The sequence below is a fragment of the Nonomuraea sp. bgisy101 genome, from assembly GCF_057708945.1.
This window is the reverse complement of sequence record NZ_JBYITD010000003.1, coordinates 464,447-480,193: the sequence shown is the minus strand read 5'-3', so window position 1 is coordinate 480,193 and position 15,747 is coordinate 464,447. Positions and strand designations below refer to the sequence as shown.

19 protein-coding genes and 1 pseudogene are annotated in these 15,747 nt (G+C 67.5%); 9 read left to right on the top strand and 11 right to left on the bottom strand.

Annotation, left to right across the window (positions count from 1 at the left end):
* Positions 1 to 108: 108 nt before the first annotated feature.
* From AC3EO4_RS08565 to ypfJ (AC3EO4_RS08555), 3 genes are read right to left on the bottom strand one after another with little or no spacing between them, the layout of a single operon-like run.
* On the bottom strand, positions 109 to 405 hold the full coding sequence (locus AC3EO4_RS08565; RefSeq protein WP_354919110.1) for a type II toxin-antitoxin system VapB family antitoxin: 297 nt from the start codon (positions 403 to 405) through the stop codon (positions 109 to 111).
* A 46-nt stretch (positions 406 to 451) separates the two neighbouring features.
* The gene (ypfJ, locus tag AC3EO4_RS08560; RefSeq protein ID WP_431894689.1) at positions 452 to 1,306 is read right to left on the bottom strand and encodes a KPN_02809 family neutral zinc metallopeptidase; all 855 of its coding nucleotides are present in this window, start codon (positions 1,304 to 1,306) and stop codon (positions 452 to 454) included.
* A 32-nt stretch (positions 1,307 to 1,338) separates the two neighbouring features.
* Complete coding sequence (ypfJ, locus tag AC3EO4_RS08555; RefSeq protein WP_379572886.1) at positions 1,339 to 2,283, bottom strand: KPN_02809 family neutral zinc metallopeptidase; 945 nt, start codon at positions 2,281 to 2,283, stop codon at positions 1,339 to 1,341.
* A 51-nt stretch (positions 2,284 to 2,334) separates the two neighbouring features.
* On the opposite strand from ypfJ (AC3EO4_RS08555), the gene AC3EO4_RS08550 reads away from it, so the two are divergent.
* Positions 2,335 to 2,985, top strand: a complete 651-nt coding sequence (locus AC3EO4_RS08550; RefSeq protein WP_431894687.1) for a LysE family translocator — start codon at positions 2,335 to 2,337, stop codon at positions 2,983 to 2,985.
* 41 nt (positions 2,986 to 3,026) lie between these two features.
* On the opposite strand, the pseudogene AC3EO4_RS08545 reads toward AC3EO4_RS08550, so the two are convergent.
* The 4 genes and pseudogenes from AC3EO4_RS08545 to AC3EO4_RS08530 all read right to left on the bottom strand — a co-directional run.
* Positions 3,027 to 3,881: pseudogene (locus AC3EO4_RS08545) on the bottom strand (aldo/keto reductase); the annotation flags it as partial.
* 17 nt (positions 3,882 to 3,898) lie between these two features.
* Complete coding sequence (locus AC3EO4_RS08540) at positions 3,899 to 4,732, bottom strand: carbohydrate ABC transporter permease (protein ID WP_431894685.1); 834 nt, start codon at positions 4,730 to 4,732, stop codon at positions 3,899 to 3,901.
* The gene (locus tag AC3EO4_RS08535; protein WP_431894684.1) at positions 4,729 to 5,616 is read right to left on the bottom strand and encodes a carbohydrate ABC transporter permease; all 888 of its coding nucleotides are present in this window, start codon (positions 5,614 to 5,616) and stop codon (positions 4,729 to 4,731) included. The genes AC3EO4_RS08540 and AC3EO4_RS08535 overlap by 4 nt, the downstream gene beginning before the upstream one ends.
* A gap of 26 nt (positions 5,617 to 5,642) precedes the next feature.
* Positions 5,643 to 6,962 (bottom strand): ABC transporter substrate-binding protein, encoded by a 1,320-nt coding sequence (locus AC3EO4_RS08530; protein WP_431894682.1) that lies wholly within the window; start codon positions 6,960 to 6,962, stop codon positions 5,643 to 5,645.
* Positions 6,963 to 7,209: 247 nt separating this feature from the next.
* Between AC3EO4_RS08530 and AC3EO4_RS08525 the strand changes: the two genes are divergently transcribed.
* The 3 genes from AC3EO4_RS08525 to AC3EO4_RS08515 are packed head-to-tail and all read left to right on the top strand — an operon-like array spanning position 7,210 to position 10,227.
* Entirely contained in the window at positions 7,210 to 8,211 is a 1,002-nt protein-coding gene (locus AC3EO4_RS08525) for an SIS domain-containing protein (protein WP_431894680.1), read from the top strand.
* Positions 8,212 to 8,217: 6 nt separating this feature from the next.
* A complete protein-coding gene (locus AC3EO4_RS08520) occupies positions 8,218 to 9,117 on the top strand; it encodes a PfkB family carbohydrate kinase (RefSeq protein WP_379572892.1) in 900 nt (299 codons plus the stop codon).
* Positions 9,118 to 9,129: 12 nt separating this feature from the next.
* The gene (locus AC3EO4_RS08515) at positions 9,130 to 10,227 is read left to right on the top strand and encodes a LacI family DNA-binding transcriptional regulator (protein WP_431894678.1); all 1,098 of its coding nucleotides are present in this window, start codon (positions 9,130 to 9,132) and stop codon (positions 10,225 to 10,227) included.
* Between the two features lie 70 nt (positions 10,228 to 10,297).
* Here the strand turns inward: AC3EO4_RS08515 and AC3EO4_RS08510 are convergent, their stop codons facing one another.
* On the bottom strand, positions 10,298 to 10,708 hold the full coding sequence (locus tag AC3EO4_RS08510) for a hypothetical protein (RefSeq protein WP_379572894.1): 411 nt from the start codon (positions 10,706 to 10,708) through the stop codon (positions 10,298 to 10,300).
* Positions 10,709 to 10,902: 194 nt separating this feature from the next.
* On the opposite strand from AC3EO4_RS08510, the gene AC3EO4_RS08505 reads away from it, so the two are divergent.
* Positions 10,903 to 11,373, top strand: coding sequence for a hypothetical protein (locus tag AC3EO4_RS08505; RefSeq protein ID WP_431894676.1), 471 nt, complete (start codon positions 10,903 to 10,905; stop codon positions 11,371 to 11,373).
* A 512-nt stretch (positions 11,374 to 11,885) separates the two neighbouring features.
* Here the strand turns inward: AC3EO4_RS08505 and AC3EO4_RS08500 are convergent.
* The 3 genes from AC3EO4_RS08500 to AC3EO4_RS08490 form a co-directional block, all read right to left on the bottom strand.
* On the bottom strand, positions 11,886 to 12,158 hold the full coding sequence (locus tag AC3EO4_RS08500) for a GntR family transcriptional regulator (RefSeq protein WP_431894674.1): 273 nt from the start codon (positions 12,156 to 12,158) through the stop codon (positions 11,886 to 11,888).
* A 434-nt stretch (positions 12,159 to 12,592) separates the two neighbouring features.
* Entirely contained in the window at positions 12,593 to 13,237 is a 645-nt protein-coding gene (locus AC3EO4_RS08495) for an HAD family hydrolase (RefSeq protein WP_431894672.1), read from the bottom strand.
* 35 nt (positions 13,238 to 13,272) lie between these two features.
* Positions 13,273 to 14,112 carry a GntR family transcriptional regulator gene (locus tag AC3EO4_RS08490; RefSeq protein ID WP_431894670.1) on the bottom strand — a complete coding sequence of 280 codons (840 nt, stop codon included), beginning with the start codon at positions 14,110 to 14,112 and terminating at the stop codon, positions 13,273 to 13,275.
* Between the two features lie 306 nt (positions 14,113 to 14,418).
* Between AC3EO4_RS08490 and AC3EO4_RS08485 the strand changes: the two genes are divergently transcribed.
* From AC3EO4_RS08485 to AC3EO4_RS08470, 4 genes are all read left to right on the top strand, one after another.
* Entirely contained in the window at positions 14,419 to 14,679 is a 261-nt protein-coding gene (locus AC3EO4_RS08485) for a hypothetical protein (RefSeq protein WP_431894668.1), read from the top strand.
* Between the two features lie 83 nt (positions 14,680 to 14,762).
* Positions 14,763 to 15,002: a hypothetical protein gene (locus tag AC3EO4_RS08480; RefSeq protein WP_431894666.1), complete on the top strand. Its 240-nt coding sequence runs from the start codon at positions 14,763 to 14,765 to the stop codon at positions 15,000 to 15,002.
* A 137-nt stretch (positions 15,003 to 15,139) separates the two neighbouring features.
* Positions 15,140 to 15,313 (top strand): hypothetical protein, encoded by a 174-nt coding sequence (locus AC3EO4_RS08475; protein WP_183654249.1) that lies wholly within the window; start codon positions 15,140 to 15,142, stop codon positions 15,311 to 15,313.
* A gap of 95 nt (positions 15,314 to 15,408) precedes the next feature.
* Positions 15,409 to 15,747 (top strand): WhiB family transcriptional regulator, encoded by a 339-nt coding sequence (locus tag AC3EO4_RS08470; protein ID WP_431894664.1) that lies wholly within the window; start codon positions 15,409 to 15,411, stop codon positions 15,745 to 15,747.

Genomic DNA, 15,747 nt, shown 5'->3' with positions numbered 1-15,747 from the left:
TGGGTTCAAATCCCACCACCACCGCTCGTGAAAGGGCCGCCGATCGTGATCGATCGGCGGCCCTTTTCCGTTGCCGTTCCGCCCCGAGGCCGCTGCCGTCCCGAAGACTCAGGAGGGCAGTTCGAGGACGCGGGCGTGGAGGATCGACCGCTGGTGGAGCGCCGCGCGGAGGGCACGGTGCAGGCCGTCCTCGAGGTAGAGCTCGCCCTGCCACTGCACCACGTGCGGGAACAGGTCGCCGTAGAAGGTCGAGTCAGCGGCGAGCAGCGAGTGCAGATCGAGCATGGCCTTGGTGGTGACCAGCGAGTCGAGCCGGACCTGCCTGGGCGGAATCTGAGCCCACTCGCGGTTGCTCAGACCATGTTCGGGATAGGGGCGTCCGTCCCCGACCAACTTAAAGATCACCCCATCGATTTTAGAAGAGATTCGCGGAGTTCGCCTTCTTCGCAGGTCAGATGCCCTTTTGGAAGGTATCGCACTGGTCCGGCGAGCCCGTCTCGTAGCCGGTGGTGAACCAGGTGACACGCTGCTGCGACGTGCCGTGCGTGAACGCCTCGGGGTCGACCCTGCCCTGGGTCCGCTCCTGGATCCTGTCGTCGCCGACCGCGGCGGCCGCGTCCAGAGCCTGCCTGATGTCGGACGCCGTGAACGGCTTCTCGTAGAACCCGGTGTCCACGGCGTGCTTTGCCCAGACGCCCGCGTAGCAGTCGGCCTGCAGTTCCAGCTTCACCGAGCCGCTGTCGGCGCCCTGCCGGTCCTGGCCGACGCGCTCCATCTGGCCTGTCAGGTTCTGCACGTGGTGACCGTACTCGTGGGCGATCACGTAAGCCTGCGCGAACGGCCCGCCTTCCGCGCCGAACCTCGACTGCAGCAGGTCGAAGAAGCTCAGGTCGAGATAGACGCGCTGGTCGCGTGGGCAGTAGAACGGGCCGACGGAGGAGTCGGCCGCTCCGCAGCCGGTGTTCGTCGCCTGGGTGTAGAGAACCGTCTTGGCGGGCCGGTAGCCGTCGATCCCGCCCCAGTACTCCTGGATGCTGTTGACGACGCCGACGACTCTGCACTTGTCCGACTGGTCGGCGTCGGCGCCCGTCCTGCACTGCTCGGACAGGTTCGTGGTGGGCTGTAATCCTTCAGGATCACTGCCGGTGATGTTGCCGGGGTTCACCCCGAAGATGAGGGCCGCGATCAGCGCGATGATGCCGGTGATCCCGCCTCCCACGGCGAGCCCGCCGCCGGGGAAGCGGCCACCGCCACTGCGCTCCTCGACCTGTGAGGCGTCGAGGTCGGCCTGGTCACGGAAATCCATGCACCGCAACTGCCCTGGAGGAGCGGGATCAGTCAGATCCCGCGAGTGAAGGTGTCGCAGCGACCGGGGTTGCCGCTCTCGTATCCGATGCTGAACCACTTCTCGCGCTGCTCGGAGGTGCCGTGGGTGAAGGCGTCGGGGCGGACCATGCCGGTGGTGCGGCGCTGGATGCTGTCGTCGCCGACGGCCGCGGCGGCGCTGAGCGCCTCGTCGATCTCACTCTGGCTGAAGGGCTGGGTGTAGAAGCCGGTGCGCACCGCGTTGTTGGCCCACACCCCCGCGTAGCAGTCGGCCTGCAGTTCCAGGCGTACGGCGCCGCTGGTGGCGCCCTGCCTGTCGTCGCCGACCCTGTTCATGGTGCCCAGCAGGTCCTGGACGTGGTGACCGTACTCGTGGGCGATCACGTACGCCTGGGCGAAGGGCCCGCCCTTCGCGCCGAAGTCGCGCTGGAGGGTGTCGAAGAACGACAGGTCGAGGTACACCTTCTTGTCGCCGGGGCAGTAGAACGGCCCCACCGCCTGGTTGGCCATGCCACAGGCGGTGTTGACGGCGTAGGAGAACAGCACGGTCTTGGCGGGGGTGTAGGTGCGTCCCCGCTCGGCGAAGGCCTGCTTCCAGTAGGCCTGGATGCTGTTGACGGTGCCGACGATGCGGCAGTCCTCCGACTGGTCGGCGTCCGCGCCGGTCTGGCAGCGGGCGGCCAGGTTGCCGGTCGGCGCGCCCTGGGGGGCGGGCAGCGACTGCTGGGGGGTGCGCTGGGGTTCGTCGCCGGAGAGGTTGGTGGGGATGATCTGGAAGAGGAACAGCGCGGCGACGCCTATCAGCAGGAGCAGGCAGCCGCCCCCCTTGCCGCCGATGGGCAGGGCGCAGCCCCCGGGCAGGCCGCCGCCCCCGCCGCCCCGACGTGGGCCGGGGCCCGAAGCTCGCACGTCCTCGATCTGCGAGGGGTCGAGTCGGGCGTCGTCGTCGAACTGCATGAAGATGCCCTTCCCTCGTCATTGGTCAAATACGCTCCGTAATCATGCAAAATGGGGCACATGATGGGTGGACTAATCGGGATTGGGCTGGTTTCTCTCGGCATGGTGCTCACGCCGGGACCGAACATGATCTATCTGATCTCTCGCTCGATCACCCAGGGCCGGGGCGCGGGGCTCGTCTCGCTGACTGGTGTGGTGCTCGGCTTCACGGTCTACCTGACCGCCACATGCCTCGGCCTCACCGCGATCTTCGCGTTGGTGCCGGCCGCGTACACCGCGCTGAAGCTGGCCGGCGCCGCCTATCTCGGCTGGCTGGCGTGGAAGGCGCTCAAGCCCGGTGGCGGGTCGGTGTTCGAGACCCGCGAGCTGGAGCACGCCTCGCCGCGCAGGCTGTTCTCGATGGGTCTGCTGACGTGCCTGCTCAACCCGAAGATCGCGATTCTCTACATGTCGCTGCTGCCGCAGTTCATCGACCCTCACGCGGGCAGCGTGTTGATGCAGAGCCTCGCGCTCGGCTCGGTCCAGATCGTCATCGCGACCACCGTCAACGGGCTGATCGCGATCTCGGCGGGCACCCTGGCCGCATTCCTGGCCACCCGGCCGCTGTGGGTGCGGATCCAGCGGTACTTCATGGGCACCGTGCTCGGCGGCATGGCGATCCACCTGGCCACCGACCGCTCCCGCGCGCTCGTGGCCTCCTGAGAACCCTTCGCATGGGTACGACCGGCCGTACCCCGCGAAGGTCACCAGCGGTCGTGCACCTGGGCGCGGATCCTCCTGTCGTAGAGGTCGCGTACGGCCAGCAACGTCGCCTCGGGCAGCGGCGGCAGCGCGGCGGCGTCCGCGTTGGCCCGCGCCTGCTCGGGCGAGCGAGCGCCGGGGATGACCGTCGTCACGCCCGGCTGCTGGACGATCCAGCGCAGCGCCGCCTGCGCCGGCGTCGCGTCGTCGGGCGCCAGCGCGGCGAACTCCACCGCCGCCTCGACGCCGGTGGCGAAATCGACCCCGGAGAACGTCTCGCCCTGGTCGAACGACTCGCCGTGCCTGTTGTAGGTCCTGTGGTCGTCGGCGGCGAAGACGGTGTCCCTGGTGTACTTGCCCGACAGGAGCCCCGAGGCCAGCGGCACCCTGGCGATGATCCCCACCCCCGCCTCGGCGGCGGCGGGCAGGACGCGCTCCAGCGGCTTGAGCCTGAACGCGTTGAAGATGATCTGCACACTGGCGGTGCCGGGCCTCGCGATCGCGGTGAGGGCCTCGTCGCAGGTCTCGACGCTCACCCCGTAGGCGGCGATCCTGCCCTCCTCGACCAGCGTGTCCAGGGCGTCGAAGACGGCCTCCGACGAGTACACGGGCGTCGGCGGGCAGTGCAGCTGCACCAGGTCGAGCCGGTCCACGCCGAGGTTGGCACGGGACCTGTCGGTCCAGGCGCGGAAGTTGCCGAGGGTGTAGAGCGAGGGGTCCAGCGCGACCCTGCGGCCCATCTTGGTCGCCACCAGGATGTCCGCGTCGGGCCGGTCACGCAGGTAGGAGCCGATCAGCTGCTCGCTGCGGCCGTCGCCGTACACGTCGGCGGTGTCGAAGAAGGTCACGCCCTCCTCCATTGTCCAATCCCGGGTCACTTGCCGATGCCGTCGGCGAGGCCCTTCACGATGTACCGCTGGCCGAGGAAGAACAGCAGCACCACGGGGACGGCCGCGATCACCATGCCCGCGAACACGACCGGGTAGTCGGTGCCGTGCTTGCTCATCAGGCTGGTCAGCCCGACCGGCAGGGTCTGCACCCCGCTGCCGCTGGTGAACACCATCGCGAAGAGGTACTCGTTCCACGCGAACAGCACATGCAGCATGACCGTCGACGTGATGATCGGCTTGCTCATCGGAAGGATGACCCGCCAGAAGGCGGTCCAGCGTCCCGCGCCGTCCATCTCCGCCGCCTCGTCCACCTCGCGCGGAAGGTCGATCATGTACGCCCGGATGAGGAAGGTGGTGAACGGTACCCGGAAGGCGGTGTACAGGATGAGCAGCGCCCAGAAGCTGTTGTAGAGCCCCATCGCCTGGAACATCTTCACCAGCGGCACGAGCGCCACCGTCGGAGCGAGCATGAGCCCGCCGAGGATCACCCCGGTGATCGCCCTGTTGAAGGGGATGCTGACGCGCGTGAGACCGTACGCGGCCCACGCGCTGACGAACACAGTGGCGACCGTCGAGGTGACCGTGACCAGCACGCTGGTGGCGAGGTAGCCGTCCACCCCTCTGTTCCACGCCTTCTGGTAGTTGGAGAAGCTCCAGTCGACGGGCAGGGCGAACGGGTCCCCGAACAACTCGGCGTTGGTCTTGAACCCGTTGAGCACCATCCACAGCAGGGGATACAGCACGACCACCGCGAGGCCGAGCAGGAAGGCCCACATGAACACGCGCGCGATCACGCCGAGAAGACTCAGACGCCTCACCACTCCACCCTTCTCTTCCGCGTGACCCACAGCTGCGCCATGGCGATGCCGAGCGTGATCACGAAGATCAGCGTGGCGATCGCGGCGGCGTAGCCGAAGTTGTTGCGCACGAAGCCGTTGCGATACAGCCACGTGCCCATGACCTGGGTCGAGTTGTTCGGACCTCCGCCGGTCATCACCATGACCTCGTTGAACACCTGGAACGCCCCGGAGATCGTGACCATCGTCATGAGCCCCGTCATCTCGCGGACCAGGGGGACCGTCACGTGCGTGAAGCGGCGGACCGGTCCCGTGCCGTCGATGGCGGCCGCGCCGTACAGCTCGGAGGGGATGCGCTGGATCGCGACGGCGAACAGCAGCGTGGAGTAGCCGAAGCCCTGCCACTGGCTCATCGCGATGATCGCCATCATCGCGGTGCTCTCCTGGCCGAGCCACGAGTGATCGAACGCGCCCAGTCCCACCGCCTCGAGGGCGTGGTTGAGCGGGCCGAGGTTCGGCTCGTAGAGGAAGTAGAACAGCAGCCCGGCGACGGTCAGCGAGATGGCGGAGGGGATGAAGTAGACCGCTCGCAGGAGACGCCGCCACCGGTCGGCAGGGATGCTCTCGATGAGCGCGGCCAGCAGGAGCGCTCCGAACACCTGGAAGACGATCGAGATCACCGCGTACAGGAGGTTGTTGCCGAACGACGACCAGAAGACGGGATCGTCGAGCAGCTTGCGGTAGTTGTCGAGGCCGACGTACTCCTGACTCCCGCTGTAGATGTCCCACTTGAGCGTGCTGAACCCGACGTTCTGCACGAGCGGCAGGTAGACGAACACGCCGACCAGCACGAGGGCGGGGACGACCCACGCGAGCCCGAGTGCCCGTTGAGCGATGGTGCGCACGGCATGCTTCCCTTCGGCCCCGCGGCCTACTTGGCCGACTCCGAGGCCTGGCGCACGCTCTGGAGCACCTGCTCGGGACCCTTGCCGCCGCTGATGAGTGCCTCGCCGCCGGCCAGCCACGCGTCGGCGACCTCGGGCACCGTGACCATGTCGAGCCAGCCGGCCAGCTGCGGAGCGCCGTTGACGAGCTCGATGCCCTCGTGCACGGCCTTGCTCGACGTCTCGGGCGTGACGGCGCCGATGACCGTGCTCGGCTGGCCGTACGGGGGAGAGGAGAGGGTCTTGGCGTTGTCGAGGGCCGTCACGAACTTCATGAAGTCGACGGCGAGCGCGGCGCGCGGCGACCTGGCGTTGACGAGGTATCCCTCGGGCGCCCCCTCGATGACCTTGGGGTTGCCCGCCGCGCCCGAGGGGACGGGCAGGGGGAAGATGCCGAAGTCCTCGGCGGCGAGCCCGCGCCCGGCGGTCGTGCTGTCGAACTCCAGGATCTCCTGGTAGTACATGGCGGCCTTGCGGTTGGCGAACGCCTCCTGCGCCGAGGTGTAGAGCACGCCGTTGGTGCCGCTGCCGGAGTCGGTGCAGTCGGTGACCAGGGTCTTGAACTGCTTGAGCGCGGCGAGGTAGCCGGCGTGGTCGAGCGTGGCCGTCGCAGGGCGCACATCGGCCTTGAGCTGGGCGTCCGGCACGTTGTAGGCGAAGAGCTGCTGCAGGTAGTGCAGCGCGGGCCAGCCGTCCTTGTTGCCGAACGCGATCGGCTCGTACCCGGCCTTGCGCAGCGCCTGGCAGCTGCCGACCAGCTCCTCGAACGTCCTGGGCACGGCGACGCCCGCCTTGGCGAAGGCCGCCTTGTTGTAGCCCATGAACTTGCCGTTGTTGTAGAGCGGGATCCCGTAGTACTTGCCGTCGTAGGCGAAGGCGGACAGCGAGGCCTTGCTGAAGGTCCCCCCCCACGCGGTGTCGGGGCCGATCACCGTGGTGAGGTCGGCCGCCCTGCCTCCGCGTACGAAGTTCTCCGCCCAGTTGCCGCTCCACGTGAAGTAGATGTCGGGCAGCGCGTCCGAGGCGGTCAGGGTCTTGGTCTTGTCCTTGACGCTCTGGTCGGTCTCCTGGATGAGCTCGACCTTCACGCCCGGGTGCCGCTTCTCGTAGGCGGCGGCGAGTTGCTCGAAGTACGGGCTCAGCGGGTCGCCGGCGAACTTGGTCAGGACGCTGAGCGTGCCGGAGAACTCCGGTTTCGCGGTGACGTCCACCGTGGGGGCCGCCGCCGTACCGCCTGAGCAGCCGGTGAGGGCGAGCACCGAGGTTCCGGCCAGTGCGGCCAACGTCGTCAGGGCGCGAGGACGCATGGGCTTCCTTTCTCTCGGATCTCTCGAATCTCTCGGTCTTTCGGGGAGAGGAGTGAGCGCCGACTGTACAGCGGTTCTGATACCGGTACCAGAGGGTTAGCCAAGATCTTATTTTCTTTGCGCAACGGCCCACGCTAGGTGGATGAGTTGACGATGACGGTTTCACTGTGCCAGCGTGATGCCGCGTGATACCGGTATCAGGTCGCGAGGCGCCGCCGGTCGTGCGATTTCCCGAAAGGACGCGAACATGCTCGGATTCAACGAGCCCGAATTCCGCTCGCAGCTGGCGAGCGCCGTGGCACTGCGCCCCCGGATCGAGGAACTCGTCGACCGCCTCGTCGACGAGGGCTTCGACAACCTCCTCCTCGTCGGCGCCGGCGGCACCTACGCCCAGATGTGGCCGTACGAGCACCTGGCCAGGCGCTCGTCGGGCCTTCCCGTACGCGCCGTGATCGCGGCCGAGCTGATCGTCTCGGGCGACGCGACGCTCGGCGAGCGCACCGTGGCGATCTTCACCTCGGTGTCGGGCACGACCGACGACAGCGTCCGCGCCATCGAGTACTGCAAGGCCAAGGGCGCCTACACGATCGGATTCACCGGCTACCCCGAGTCGCCCGTCGCCACCAAGGTCGACGCCGCGCTCGTCACCGAACCGAAGACCTGGCCCTTCGACCCTCAGCTCCTGCTGTTCATGGGCCGCCTGCTGTCGCGCAGGGGTGAGTTCGACGGCTACGAGAAGTTCGCCGACGAGCTCGCCGGCATCCCCGGCATCCTGGTCGAGGTGGCCAGGCAGGCCGAGCCCGCGGCCTCGGACTTCGCCGAGGCCCACCAGGACACCGACTACCACTTCCTCGTCGGCGGCGGGAACCTCTGGGGCTTCACCTACCTCTACTCCATGTGCATCCTCGAGGAGATGCAGTGGCTGCGCACCACCCGGGTGCACAGCGCCGAGTTCTTCCACGGCTCGCTCGAACTGCTCGAAGAGGACACGAGCGTGATCGTCTTCCAGGGCGAGGACGAGACCCGCGCCCTCACCGACAGGGCCGCGTCCTTCGCCAGGCGCGTCTCGAAGGACGTGACCGTCTTCGACACCCGCGACCACGCGCTCGACGGCATCAGCCCCGAGTTCCGCGGCCTGCTGGCGCCGCTCGTCCTCGACACCGTGATGGGCAGGGTCAGCAAGCACCTGGAGCGTGTGCGGGACCACTCACTCGACCTGCGCCGCTACTACCGCGTCATGGACTACTGAGGCTCCATGAGAGTCCTCGGCTTCGGCGACAACATCGTCGACCGGTTCGTCGACCGCGGCATCGACTACCCGGGCGGCAACAGCGTGAACGTCGCCGTCTACGCCGGCCGTCTGGGCGTCGAAGCCGCCTACCTCGGGGTGTTCGGCGACGACGACCTCGGCGCCTTCCTCCGCGCGTCGATCGCCGCGCGCGGCGTCTCCGTCGACCGCTGCGCCGTACGGCGGGGCGAGACGGGCGTGTCCACCCTGCGCGTCGACGACGGCGACAGGGTCTTCCTCGGCTGGAACGGCGGCGGCGTCACCGTCAGGGAGCCGCTCGTTCTCGACGGCGAGCTGCTCGACTACGCCTCCTCCTTCGACCTGGTCCATTCGAGCGTGTACTCCCGCAGCGAGAGCGAGCTGCCGAAGCTCCGCACGCTCGTGAGCTTCGACCTGTCGAGCGAGGAGGAGTACCGCCGCCCCTCCTACCTCGACCGGGTCTGCCCGCACGCCGACCTGGTGCTGCTCTCCTGCTCCCACCTCGACGAGGCCGCCACCCGCGCCCTGCTCGCCCACGCCGTACGGCGGGGCGCGGGACTGGCTCTCGCCACCCGTGGAGTGGAAGGCGCGATGGCCCACGACGGCCGGGTCACCGTCGCGGCCCCCGCGCGCCCCGTCGAGCAGGAGAAGGTCGTCGACACGATGGGCTGCGGCGACGCCTTCCTGTCCGGGTTCGCCGTCTCCCTGCTGCGCGGCGGGTGGAAGGCGGGCGTGCGGCCGTCCCAGGGCCAGATCGAGCGGGCCCTCCACGACGGCGCCGACAGCGCCTACGAGCAGTGCTTCGTCGAAGGCGCCTTCGGACACGGCAGGCCCGCCGACCGGCCCGCCGTGGCTAGCATGTGCCCAGGCTCCGAACGCGAGAAATGAGGGACGCCATCCATGCCAGCTGACCGGGGCCGAGCGGCGGGACCTCCGACGATCTCCGAGGTCGCCCGAGAGGCCGGTGTCGGCCGCGCCACCGCGGCCCGGACTCTCGGCGGGTACGGATACGTCAGCCCCGAGCTGAGGGAGCGCGTGCTCGCCGCTGCGGAGAAGCTCGGCTACCGCGCCAACGCGCTGGCGCGCAGCATGTCGACCGGCGTGAGCCACACCCTCGGCGTGATCGTCGCCGACATCGGCAACCCGTTCTTCGCCGGGGTGGTGCGCGGGATCTCCGACACCTCCAGGGCCAGGGGCTTCGACACGATCGTGCTGAGCACCTACGAGGACCTCGACGAGGAGGTCGCGGCCACGAACGTGCTCATCGACAAGCGGGTCGACGGCTTCATCGTCGCCTCCGCCGCGGTCGACAAGGGCGAGATCGCCCACATCAAGGCGGCGACGGAGCGCGGCATCCCCGTCGTGCTCGTCGACCGCGCCGTCGCCTCCCTCGACCTCGACGCCGTCGTCATCGACAACCGCGAAGCCGCCAGAGAGGCGGTCGAGACGCTCATCGAGGCAGGACACCGGCGCATCGGGTTCGTGTGGGGGCCACCCGCGCCCGAGGCGCCGGCGACCAGGCGCGAACTGCTCGCGGAGGCGTCCCGCAACCTGTGGACGGACGGGGAACGGCTGCGCGGCTACCTCGACGCGCTCGACGACGCGCGCATCCCCTTCGACCCCGAGCTGGTGATGGTCGGACGGAAGACGGAGGAGAGGGTGACGCAGGACGTCGCCCGCATGCTCGCCCTTCCCGACCGGATCACCGCGGTGTTCTGCACCGAGACGGACGCGGTGACGGGAGCGCTGCGGGCGTTGCGGGCGGCCGGCCTGGCCTACCCGCGGGACGTGGCGCTGATCGGGTTCGACGACAGCTCGTGGGCGGCGGTGATGGAGCCGCCGCTGACGATGATCGAGCAGCCGGTGCACGAGCTGGGGGCGAAGGCGGCCGAGGTACTGCTCGACACGATCGCGGGCGCCGCACCGCGCGGCGAGATGCACACGCTGCGCTCCCGCCTCATCGTCCGGTCCTCGGTCGCACCGCCGCCGGCTTCCTAGGTCCAGGGGCCCGCGGGAAGGGGCACCCCGTACGCACGAGATGCCCCTTCTGGTCCTTCCGCGGAGGGTGTCAGCCGCAGTGCTCGAAGGGGCTCTCGTACCACTGGTCGCCGTACGAGCCGCCCCACATGATGCACTTGCCCGGCGCCTTGACCTTGACCGGGCCGGCGTAATAGCGGTAGTAGTTCGCGTCCACCACACCCGGCGAGCCGTACGCCTGCACCACCGCGCGCACCCAGACGCTGTTGCCCACGGCGGAACCCTGCTTCCAGGTGACCACGCAGTTGGTCGACCCGTTGTAGAGCAGATAGACGGTGGCGGACGTACCAAACGCCTTGCTGTCGATGACGTGGTAGCTCCCGCCGCCGCAGGCCTCGATCGGCGACGACGCCGCCATGGCAGGACTGCTCGCAACGACCGAGACCGCCAGCGCGGCCGCCGTGCCGAGCGCGACGATCGCACTTCGCCTGATACCGCCCATGGGGGATGCCTCCTGAAATATCTTGACTGGGGGTGATCAAGAGTAGTTGATGCGCCCGTACGGCGCCGCGCGAGAGCCTGTGACGGTGCGTATGACGTGGTCCGGCACCCGCGACGGCCCACAGCCACCGATCCCGTGCCGTTCGGGGCCGCTGGTGACCCGTCTGTGCGGTCAGGGCCCTCTATGGTCGGATCATGAAAAAGGCGCGCGCGGCTGTGCTGATGGTGGTCGTCGCGTTCCTCGCCGTGATCGGCATCGTCGCGAGCCCCGTGTTGACCTTTGTTACGGAGGGCAGGTGCGGTGAGGAGTACGACCGCATAGACGAGGCCCTGGTGCCGTTCGACATTCTGGACGCACGTCCGCCCGGTGCCGTCCCGCATGGGGAGCGCGGTTCCGGCTGTGACACCGACGACTATTTCGCATCCGTGGACCGGTCCTATCGACCGGCACGGCAGCAGACCTCGCAGGAAGACGTGGTGTCCTACTACCGCGCCATCGCCCTTCGACATGGCTGGCAGGTCGTCTCCGGCGAAGGCTCGCCTGACGGTGAGGAATGTGTGGTGAAGGGCGTCGAGGGCTCTCAAGTCCAGATGTCGGTCTGGTTCCCGCCGGACGCGGGAGGCGACTACTCCGTGAGCGTGTCCACCTGGCCTTGCGACCGTTGAGGCCTGGGGGCCGCAGAGCCATCCCCGGATGGTGCAGCATGCCACCGACATCGCCGGGGTGGGAAGCGATGAGGAATTCGAGTTCGGGCTGAAGATGCTTCTGGACGGCATCGCGGTCGCGGTCCGCGGTACGAGCGATCAGCTCGATCTCTCAGAAGCGCGATGCATCAGGGGAGAAAGGTGGACGCCGGCTCAGCGGAGCGTCCGGCTTGGGGAGTCGACAGAAGCAGGCAGAGGCGCGAACGAGGTCGCTACCCCCTCGACGGCGCTTCCCGCCGGTGCCAAAGCAAGAGGGGTTGTGTCGCTGATCACGGCACAACCCCTCTGAGCTGGCGGAGGATGGGGGATTTGAACCCCCGATAGGTTGCCCTATACACGCTTTCCAAGCCTGCTGATCTCTGTTCAGAAGGGTCCGACAGGGCGTTTCACCTGGGCTTGGGTGCCCCGCTGTACGGCCCTGAACGCCCCCGAACGGCTATGGACTGAGACGGGAACTGAGACGGAAACTGATCTCATCCATTCTCGCGATCCTGCATGATCGGCAGTTGCTCTGCCCCTCGCGCGACGAACGTTCCGAGGCCGCGCACGGAATAGGCGACGCCTTCCTCGCGCAAACGGGAGAGCACTTTCTGCGCCGTGTTCGGCGCGATCTCAAACTCGCGGACCAGCTCGTGTTGTGACGGTAGGCGTGAGTCAACGGGGTAGGCGCCGTCCGCGATCCTGGCTTTGAGGACCTCGGCGACCTGGACCCACTTGGGTGCGTTCTCCCGCCATTCGATCACCACGTGTGAAACCGTATGCACCCGTGCTGACCTGTGGATACTCACGCCCTTCCAAGGGTAACCATGGTTAAGTATGGTTAAGCCACTCCCGAGGCCGGTAACCGGCCTGTCGTTGAGCTGGAAGGGCGGTGAGCGTATGTCCGAGTTCTCCACCTACCACGGTCCGCATCCGGCGATGGCGTGTGCCGACGCGGTGGCCGTGACCTGGCGGGAACCTACGGCCCGTGCCGACCGTGTGCGGGTTCGCGCCCACACCTGTTCGTGTCAGTCCGTGGTGTACGAGCTGTGCGCGGCCAGCGGGCTGTACTTCATTCGCCGCATCGACTCCCGCCAGCGCCCACCGGCCATCGTAGAGACCGACTGGGATGTCTGGCGGAAGGCAGAGGCCCTGTGGCGTCGCATCTTCTCCGGCCTGGCGCGATAGAGCGCACCTTGGCTCACAGGACGAGCTCGGCCATGCTGTCGATGATCAGATCGGCGCCGGATGCGGCGAGCCGCTCAGCTTTCCCCGGTCTGTTGGCGTATCCGACAGCAACCACCCCCGCAGCGTGCGAGGCCTCGATGTCAGTCAGGGAGTCGCCCACCAGGAGAGACAGAGCAGGGTCGGCTTCGAGATGGGTGAGCGCCTGACTGAGCAGATGAGAGCTCGGCTTCATCAGGGACGGATCGGGGCTCATGCGCGCCGAGACGTACGCGAACATACCCGTCAGCTCGTGACGGTCTAGGTAGGCCATGACGGCGGCATTCGAGTTGTTGCTGACGACCGCCACAGGCTTTCCCTGCACACGAGCTTGATGAAGAAGATCCAAGGTCCCCGGGGTAGCGAGAGAGGTCGCTGTGGCCTCTACCTCCAGGTCGGTCAGGGCCTGGAGGGTCTTGCGGTTGAGGTCATCGCCGAGTGTGGCGCTGTAGCGGAAGATCTCCAGTGGGTCGTCTATCTGGTGGATCGATTCCGGCAGGCTGATCCCCTGATCTTCGAGCATCGTACGGAGACTGGCCGCGACCTGGGGCGCGGGAAGTCCGGCGAAGATGTTGCAGATCGGCCCGTCGAAGTCGATGAGCAGGTATCGGGCCTTGCCCATGACGTCTCGTACGGCCTGTGGTCCTGTCGTGGCCATCACGTCACCTCGCGCCCTACGGAGTTCCATACCGCCTCGAACCATGCGGTGGACTGCTGTACGTACTGCGCTGAGGTGGACTCGGGGCCATCGCTGAGGGCGAAGTGGAACAGCTCAGTGTCCTTGCCCATCAGATCCCACATGGTTACCGGCTCGCCACCGAGGGCGACGGTGTGCTCGGAGACGGCGTAGTAGCCGAAGAACGCCTCTTCGTTGTTGATGACGTACATCTTGAAGCGTGGTGGTTCGCCGCTGACCCGGACCTCTGCCGAGGCTGCGGGCACCAGGCCAAGGTCACGGAGCTCGTGGACGGATTCCACGATCGCCTGGGCGTGACGTGAGGTGATCTTCTCGGCGCGCTGGCGGAACAGTGGTTCGTCCTGGAGGTTGTCCACCCGGCAGGGGAGTGACCAGGGCTTGCTGGTGTCGGGTAGGAGCAGGCGAATCGTGATCTTCTGTGGTGTGAGGCGTCCCGCGCGGATGTTGTCCAGCGGTTCCTGAACCGCGCCGTGCAGGGTCTCACCGGAGAACCCTGCGAAGTCGATGGACACCTCGCCCCGCTTGAACGCCTCTTCGATGTGCGGACGTAGCCCGACCGGCTTGGCGGTCTTCTCGCGGACGAACACGCCGCTTCCCTGGCGGGACACGATCAGGCCCTCTTCACGCAGTTCCCTGATGGCCTGCTGGATCGTCTGACGCGCCACGCCGAACGTCTTGGAGAGTTCGGGGCCTGAGGGGAGCTTCTCTCCCGGGGCGAACTTCCTGGTCAGGATCGCCGCTCTGAGCTGCGTGGCCACCTGCATGTACGGCGGACGCGGGTCGTCTGGGTCAAGTCTCATGCACTCATAGTAGCCCATCCTGCACAGCATCCCTAGCCAACTTCGGCGAGCCTATTGACATGGCTAGGCAGGTCGGTCAACATGACTCTTGTACGACCTGCCTAGCCAAGTTGGTCAGGCGGGAAGCGCAGCCGGAAGACCTGGGAAGGCGGCGGAAGCCGCGCGCCAACGGGCTGTCGCACTTGAACGCTTGAGAACTCAACAGTGACGACGAAGGGCCACCGCCTCCCGACAAAAGGCGCCCCGACCAGGGCAACGACCCCGGTCACTACCCGTTCCCACCTTCCATCCAAGGGAGTCTTCACCATGAACACCGCCACCAACGGCGCACCTCAGACCACCAGCGACACCGGGCAGACCCACCGTTACATGTGGGTGATCACCGTGCAGTGGCCCACCGGCGGCGGCTTCGGCAACGCCACCTTCTCCAACACGGTGGACATCCCGCCCGGCGCGACCCGCATGGACATCTACATGCAGATCTTCGAACTGGCCAAGCGCGAGACCCGCGCGACCTCGCTCAACGTCCTGTTCTTCGCGCTGGAGCCCGACCGGCTGGCCGCATAGCCATTCCGACCGCCCCGATGGTCGAAGGCAGGGTTCGACTCCCCGCCGGGGCACGCCACACCCACTCATCGAAGGAGATCGTCATGGGCCTGTTCTCCAGTAAGAAAAAGGACGCCACTCCGCCGACTGTGAGGCGAGACAAGGTCATCGACATGATCAAGGCAGATCTCGATCGGGAGGACGCGATAGATCGCGAAGACGATCGAGCGTGGCAGAGAGCGAAAGCCGCAGGGGACAAGGCGTATCGCGGTGCCACGAAAGCCGAGATCAACGCCGCGATCGAAGGTGTGGACCGAGCGACGTCGGCACGCTGGTTCAAGTAGCTCACGGACATGCTCGGGCGCTGACTTGCTCGGCTGACCTGCGCTCTACCGCCCTGATGGTCGCAGGCAGGGTTCGACTCCCTGCCGGGGCGCTCCGGCTGCTCTGCCGGGTTCATCAAGCCAAGGAGAGCTCCCCCATGCAGCCTGCCAAGAGCGTCGGCCGGTTCCTGCCGACGCTGTTCCTGATCGGCTTTGTCATCTACCTCTTCACCGACCCGCAGAGCGCTGCCGTGGCGGTCAAGTGGGCCTTTGAGGCGACCGTGACCGGCGCTCAGCAGTTCGCCGAGTTCATCAAGGCCATTAGCAAGTGACCTTGCCCCGCCGGGGGCGGCCCTGCCCGCCAAGACACGAGCCGTCCCCGGCCCTCCCGTCCGATCCACCGATAGGCCCGTCAAGGAGTACCGCCATGATGACGCACCGCCCGATTCATCCGTCGCGTATGTCGCTGTTCGAGGTCGAAGCGACGTGGCGCGTGGACGGTGAGCCGCCGCTTCCCGAGTGCACTTACGATCCCGAGTTGCACACCGGCCCACGCTTCACCATCGAGACCGCCGCCGAGCGCGCCGCCCGCGAGGCCGTGGCGCGCGAGATCTGCGCCACCTGCCCGGCCCGCATCTTCTGCGGTCTCTACGCTATGGACGTCCGCCCGACCTACGGCATCTGGGCTGGCCGCACGCCCGCCGAGACCACCGAGTACGCCGCCGAACTGGACCGGTGGACGGCGTGGGCTGAGGACGTGGCCTGA

What these genes read in the sequence shown, in the direction of transcription:
- AC3EO4_RS08475 (WP_183654249.1), top strand. Translation starts at nt 15,140, where the DNA reads ATGCAGCCTGCCAAGAGCGTCGGCCGGTTCCTGCCGACGCTGTTCCTG.
- ypfJ (WP_431894689.1), bottom strand. Translation starts at nt 1,306, where the DNA reads ATGGATTTCCGTGACCAGGCCGACCTCGACGCCTCACAGGTCGAGGAG.
- AC3EO4_RS08505 (WP_431894676.1), top strand. Translation starts at nt 10,903, where the DNA reads ATGAAAAAGGCGCGCGCGGCTGTGCTGATGGTGGTCGTCGCGTTCCTC.
- ypfJ (WP_379572886.1), bottom strand. Translation starts at nt 2,283, where the DNA reads ATGCAGTTCGACGACGACGCCCGACTCGACCCCTCGCAGATCGAGGAC.
- AC3EO4_RS08470 (WP_431894664.1), top strand. Translation starts at nt 15,409, where the DNA reads ATGATGACGCACCGCCCGATTCATCCGTCGCGTATGTCGCTGTTCGAG.
- AC3EO4_RS08485 (WP_431894668.1), top strand. Translation starts at nt 14,419, where the DNA reads ATGAACACCGCCACCAACGGCGCACCTCAGACCACCAGCGACACCGGG.
- AC3EO4_RS08520 (WP_379572892.1), top strand. Translation starts at nt 8,218, where the DNA reads ATGAGAGTCCTCGGCTTCGGCGACAACATCGTCGACCGGTTCGTCGAC.
- AC3EO4_RS08530 (WP_431894682.1), bottom strand. Translation starts at nt 6,962, where the DNA reads ATGCGTCCTCGCGCCCTGACGACGTTGGCCGCACTGGCCGGAACCTCG.
- AC3EO4_RS08480 (WP_431894666.1), top strand. Translation starts at nt 14,763, where the DNA reads ATGGGCCTGTTCTCCAGTAAGAAAAAGGACGCCACTCCGCCGACTGTG.
- AC3EO4_RS08510 (WP_379572894.1), bottom strand. Translation starts at nt 10,708, where the DNA reads ATGGGCGGTATCAGGCGAAGTGCGATCGTCGCGCTCGGCACGGCGGCC.
- AC3EO4_RS08550 (WP_431894687.1), top strand. Translation starts at nt 2,335, where the DNA reads ATGGGGCACATGATGGGTGGACTAATCGGGATTGGGCTGGTTTCTCTC.
- AC3EO4_RS08525 (WP_431894680.1), top strand. Translation starts at nt 7,210, where the DNA reads ATGCTCGGATTCAACGAGCCCGAATTCCGCTCGCAGCTGGCGAGCGCC.
- AC3EO4_RS08515 (WP_431894678.1), top strand. Translation starts at nt 9,130, where the DNA reads ATGCCAGCTGACCGGGGCCGAGCGGCGGGACCTCCGACGATCTCCGAG.
- AC3EO4_RS08495 (WP_431894672.1), bottom strand. Translation starts at nt 13,237, where the DNA reads ATGGGCAAGGCCCGATACCTGCTCATCGACTTCGACGGGCCGATCTGC.
- AC3EO4_RS08490 (WP_431894670.1), bottom strand. Translation starts at nt 14,112, where the DNA reads ATGAGACTTGACCCAGACGACCCGCGTCCGCCGTACATGCAGGTGGCC.